This window comes from Ramlibacter sp. (assembly GCF_013697775.1).
GTDB lineage: Bacteria > Pseudomonadota > Gammaproteobacteria > Burkholderiales > Burkholderiaceae_C > Ramlibacter.
Window position 1 is genome coordinate 1 of record NZ_JACCWG010000134.1, and the last position, 5527, is coordinate 5527.

General features: G+C 70.5%; 5 protein-coding genes. All 5 read right to left on the reverse strand.

Annotation, left to right across the window (positions count from 1 at the left end; translation table 11 throughout):
* Window positions 1-80 precede the first annotated feature (80 nt).
* Window positions 81-428: a YciI family protein gene (locus H0U68_RS06780; RefSeq protein WP_296353918.1), complete on the reverse strand. Its 348-nt coding sequence runs from the start codon at window positions 426-428 to the stop codon at window positions 81-83.
* A 101-nt stretch (window positions 429-529) separates the two neighbouring features.
* Entirely contained in the window at window positions 530-1657 is a 1128-nt protein-coding gene (gene nadA, locus H0U68_RS06785; protein WP_296353920.1) for a quinolinate synthase NadA, read from the reverse strand.
* A gap of 7 nt (window positions 1658-1664) precedes the next feature.
* A complete protein-coding gene (gene nadC / locus H0U68_RS06790) occupies window positions 1665-2528 on the reverse strand; it encodes a carboxylating nicotinate-nucleotide diphosphorylase (RefSeq protein WP_296353923.1) in 864 nt (287 codons plus the stop codon).
* Between the two features lie 58 nt (window positions 2529-2586).
* On the reverse strand, window positions 2587-3354 hold the full coding sequence (locus H0U68_RS06795) for a hypothetical protein (protein ID WP_296353925.1): 768 nt from the start codon (window positions 3352-3354) through the stop codon (window positions 2587-2589).
* Between the two features lie 20 nt (window positions 3355-3374).
* On the reverse strand, window positions 3375-5527 hold a 2153-nt coding region (locus tag H0U68_RS06800), incomplete at its 5' end, for a SwmB domain-containing protein (RefSeq protein WP_296353927.1).

The window sequence follows — 5527 nt, forward strand, 5'->3', positions numbered from 1 at the left end:
GAACGCGATCAGCTTGCCGTAGCCGCGCCGGGCCGCCGCCTCGGCCGCCTGCGCGGCGGCGGCCTGCGTGTCGTCCCTGGTCACATCGACCAGACCGGCCGCACTTCCATGGTGCCGTGGCTGGCGCCGGGGCAGCGCGCCGCCCAGGACAGCGCCGTGTCCAGGTCCGGCGCCTCGATCAGGTAGTAGCCGCCCAGCTGCTCGCGCGTCTCAATGAACGGGCCGTTGAGCACGTCGGTCTTGCCCTCGCGCACGCGCACCGTGGTGGCGGTGTCGCCCGTGCGCAGCCGCTCGCCGGCGCGCCAGACGCCCGCGCTCTTGAGCGCCTCGGTGTAGGCGGTGTAGGCCGCCAGCGCGGTGGACTGTTCGGCATCGCGCAGCGCCTGCAGCCCGGCGGGGTCGGCGTAGATCATCAGCATGTATTGCATGGAAGGCTCCTTGTCGGCGGCGGCGCACCATGCACCGCCTGGACAATGTCGGCCGGCACACCGCGATTTCGACAACCAGCGCCGGAAAAACCCGATCCGCGTCAGGCCGCGCCGATGCCCGGCACCAGCGCGCCGGCCGGCTGCCCGGCCTTCAGCGCCGCGGTGAATGCCAGCATGCGGTCGATGGGCAGCCGCGCGCGCATGCCCAGCGCGGGGTCGATGGACACCTCGTTGGCGCCCGTCTCCAGCACGTGCGCCAGGCCGGCCAGCCCGTTCATCGCCATCCAGGGGCAATGCGCGCAGCTCTTGCAGGTGGCGCTGTCGCCGGCGGTGGGCGCCTCGATGAACACCTTGCCGGGGTTCAGCGTGCGCAGCTTGTGCATCATGCCGTTGTCGGTGGCCACGATGAACTCGCGCGCGTCCATCTCGCGCGCCGACCTCAGGATGCCGGAGGTCGAGCCGACCGCGTCGGCCAGGGCCACCACGTCGGCAGGCGACTCGGGGTGCACCAGCACCTTGGCGTTGGGGTGCTGGCGCTTCAGGTCCTGCAGCTCGAAGGCCTTGAATTCGTCGTGCACGATGCACGCACCGTTCCAGAACACCATGTCGGCGCCGGTCTCGCGCTGGATGTAGGAGCCCAGGTGCTTGTCGGGCGCCCACAGGATCTTGTGGCCCTTGTCCTTGAGCGCGCGCACGATGTCCAACGCGCAGCTGGAGGTCACCAGCCAGTCGGAGCGCGCCTTCACCGCGGCGCTGGTGTTGGCGTAGACGACCACGGTGCGGTCCGGGTGGCTGTCGCAGAACGCGCTGAATTCGTCGATGGGGCAGCCCAGGTCCAGCGAGCAGGTGGCGTCCAGGTCGGGCATGAGCACGCGCTTCTCGGGCGAGAGGATCTTCGCCGTTTCGCCCATGAACTTCACGCCGGAGACCACCAGCGTCTGCGCCGCGTGGTCGCGGCCGAAGCGCGCCATCTCCAGCGAGTCGCTGACGAGGCCGCCGGTTTCCTCGGCCAGGTCCTGCAGGTCCGGGTGCACGTAGTAGTGCGACACCATCACCGCGTCGCGCTCCTTGAGCAGCCGCTTGATCTTGTCCTTCAGCGCGGCGCGCTCGGCCGGGCCGGGCTCCACCGGTACGCGGGCCCAGGCGTGCTTGGTGTCGCACACGCTGCCGGCCTCCGAGGTGAGGGGCTGCTCGTATTCGACGTCGAAGATGGGGATGACTGCGCTCATGGTGTGTTCAGAGTTCCTGCAGGCGCATGGAGAAGTCCGTGGCCTTCACGTCCTTGGTCAAGGCTCCGATGGAGATGCGGTCCACGCCGGTTTCCGCAAGGGCGCGCACGCTGTCCAGCGTGACGCCGCCGGAGATTTCCAGGATGGCGCGGCCGGCGTTGATGCGCACCGCCTCGCGCAGCATTGGCAGCGCCATGTTGTCCAGCAGCACCATGCGCGCGCCGGCGGCCAGCGCCTCTTCCAGCTGGGCCAGGGTTTCCACCTCGATTTCGATGAACTTGGCCTGGCCCGCCACCCGGTCGGCGGCCCGCAGCACCGCGGTCACGCCGCCGGCCGCGGCGATGTGGTTTTCCTTGATGAGCACCGCGTCGTACAGGCCGATGCGGTGGTTGGTGCCGCCGCCCGTGCGCACCGCGTACTTCTGCGCCAGGCGCAGGCCCGGCAGCGTCTTGCGCGTGTCCACGATCTGCGCGCGCGTGCCGCGCACCGCCTCCACGTAGACCGCCGTCTTGGTCGCCACCGCGCTCAGCAGCTGCAGGAAATTGAGCGCCGTGCGTTCCGCGCTCAGCAGCGCGGCGGCCGTGCTCTCGATTTCCACCACCACCTGGTCGGCAGCGCAGCGCGTGCCCTCGGGCACCAGCCAGTGGATCCGGGCGCCGGGGTCCTGGCTGTGGAAAGCCGCTTCGGCCCACGGCGCGCCGCAGATCACGGCGGCTTCGCGCGCCAGGATACGGGCGCGGGCCCGCTTGGCGGGGTCGACCAGGCCGGCGGTGAGGTCGCCGCTGCCCAGGTCTTCCGCCAGCGCGCGCGCAACGTCGGAGCGGGCCAGCACCGCGAGGGTGGCCGAGATGTCATCGGGTCCTGCTGTCATCGCCCAAGGATAGCCGCATCGACGATCCTTCAGGCGGATGCGGGTTCTGCGGTTCTCTCTACCGCGTCGCCTGGAACGCGGTGGCGGCCGATTGCGTGCTGGTCACCAGCGCCACCGACAGCGCCGTCTTGGCCGCGTTGAGCGTGGCGATGCCGCTCAGCGGGTTGGCGGCCGCCGAGGGGCAGGACTCGGTCAGCTGCACGTCGAACACCGCCACGCCGCCGGCGTGCGGCGCCACCGTGCCGCCGTAGCCGCAGCCGGAGCTGTTGGTGCCGGTGACGGCGCCGTTGGCGGCGATGTCGAGCGTGAGCGTCAGCGTGCCGCCGCTGAAGCCGGCCTGCCAGCGGCCCGCGACGTCCTGCAGCCTCGCCGGCACCTCGTAGGCGGGGTTGTAGCTCAGCGTATAGGGCGGCGTGAGGCCCGCGCCGGCGAAGCTCAGCGTGCTTTTGGGCACCACGGTGCCGGCCGCGCTGTAGTTGCCTACGGTGCCGCTGGCGATGTCGTAGCGGCGGCCTGTCACCGCGAACGCCGGCAAGGACACGGTGGCGGTGCCCACCACCAGGGTGGTGAGCGGGCCGGTCTGCAGCAGCGTGATGCCCGGGCCTTCGGCCAGGTACACGGCCGAGACGGTGGTCTGGCCGTCGATGCTGCCGGTCCAGAACCCCTGGGTGGCCGCTGCCGCAGGCGCCGGAGCGGGCGTGGGTGCCGGAGCGGCGGGTGCCGGCGCACTGCTGCCGCCGCCGCCGCAGGCAACCAGGGTTGCCGCCAGGGTGGCGCAGAACAGGACGCGCAGCGCGTTGGGAAGCGGAGTCGAAGAAGCAGTCATGTCGTGTGTTGCCTTGCGCATCAGAACAGGAACCAGTTGCCGCCCAGGCCGGGCAGCAGGATCGTCGGCGCGGCGCCGACGATGCTGGCCGGCGGGTCGGCGACGACGCCGGTGAAGTTGATGATCCCGTTGGCCACGCCGTCGGAGTCGAACGGGCCGCCGTCGGCCACGAAGAAGTCCACGCGCGTCATGCCGCCCACCTGCGCGATGCCGGTGGTCACGTTGTGCCAGTGGCCGTTGTTGCCCAGCAGCCAGAAGCCCTTGGCACCGACCGAGCTCTCCACGAAGATGCTGAAGGTTTCCAGCAGGCCGTTGTAGCCCACGTCCACGCTGAAGTTCAGCGTGGTGTTCATGCGCAGCACCGCCGGCGCCTGGCCGGTCACCACGCCCGTGCTGAACGCGTTGACGACCGAGTGGTTCGGGTCGCCGTCGATCGCACCATGGTTCGAGTCGCCCACCAGGGTGATGTAGTGGCTGCCGCTCTGCCCCGGCTGGTTCGGCAGCAGCGCGGAGAGCACGTCGACCTGGTAGGCGTCCAGCAGGCCGTCGCCGTTGCCGTCGCCCGGCAGGCCGCCCGGCAGCAGCGCGGGAACCAGCAGTTCGGCGGCGGTGGCCGCGCCGTCGCCGTCGCCCGAGCGGCCGCCGGCCGTGAGGAACAGCGATTCATGGACGTTCGCACCGTCGACGTAGTTGACCGTCAGCGACAGCAGCTTGCCGACGTCGTTCAGGTCGACCTGGTAGTTGGCGCCGGTGGCGCCGCCGATCGTCGCGCCGTCGCGCAGCCACTGGTAAGTGATGGAGCCGAGCTTGGCGCCGCCGTCGGGGTCGCTGATGCTCAGCGGATCGAACGCAAGGATGTCGCCGCGCTCGGGCAGCACGCCGGGGTGGCTGCTGTTGGCGATCGGCCCGCCGGTGCCCGGCGTGTTGGCCGGCGGCGGCGGCACCGGCGTGTTGTTGGCAACCGCCACGGCCACCAGGCTGGCGGCGTCGTTGCCGGCCGCGTCCTGGATGGCGTTGGCGTCGTCGCCCGGGGTCGGGTCGGTGTAGCTGAGTGTCACCAACTGGTTGCTGTTGACCGTCCCGTCAAGCGTCAGCGTGACGGTCTTGGCAAGCGCATTCACCACCACGGAGTTCACCGAGACGATCTTGTTGCTGGCCTTGACGGTGAATGCCCCTGCGGCGGGCGGCGCACCGGCGTTCAGTGCGTCGGCTTCGATGTAGCTCAGCACGAGCGTGTTGCCGTTGACCGCCGCCGACGCGAACACCGGCGGCATGCTGTCCAGCGCCAGGTTCTTGTTGGCGCCCAGCGAGCCTGCCGTGCCCGGGGCAGGCAGCGTCAGGATGGCGTTGTTGCTGGCAATGTCGGTGATGCTGCCGCCGTTCAGCGCCAGCGCCGCGCTGCTGAGGTAGTCGAGATCGGCGGTGGTGTCGCCCGACTGCACGGTGTAGGTGAAGGCCAGCGTGCTGGTGCCGCTGCCCCCGCTGTAGTTCACCACCCGGTCGGTCGAGCCGGTCTCCAGCGTCAGCTGCGGCGTGCCGGTCACGTTGACGGCTTCGCTGAAGTTCACCTGGATGGTGATCACGTCGCCGGCCTGGTAGAGGCCGTCGGGGCTGCTGGAGGTCACGCCCGCCACGCTCGGCGCGATGCCGTCGATGACGATGTTCTTGTTGGCGCCCAGCGAGTTCGCCGCGCCGGGCGTGGCCAGCGTCAGCACGGCGGGGTTGCCGGCCAGGTCGTCGATGGCGCCGCCGTTGAGCGCCAGTGCGCCCGTGCCCAGGTAGTCGAGGTCCGCGGTGGTGTCGCCCGCCTGCACCGTGTAGGTGAAGGTCAGCGTGCCGGTGCCGCTGCCGCTCGCGTAATTCAGAGCACGGTCGGTGGTGCCTGTCTCCAGCGTCAGCTGCGGCGTGCCGGTGACAGCCACCGCCTCGCTGAAGTTCACCTGCACGGAGATCACGTCGCCGAGCTTGTAGGTGCCGTTGGCGGTGCTGGAGGTGACGCCAGTCACGGTCGGCACGACGCCGTCGATGACGATGGCCTTGTTGGCCCCCAGCGAGTTCGCCGCGCCGGGCGTCGCCAGCGTCAGCGTCGCGTCGTTGCCGGCCGTGTCGCGGATCGTGCCGCCATTGAGCGCCAGCGCCGTGGTGCTGAGGTAATCCAGGTCGGCGCTGGTGT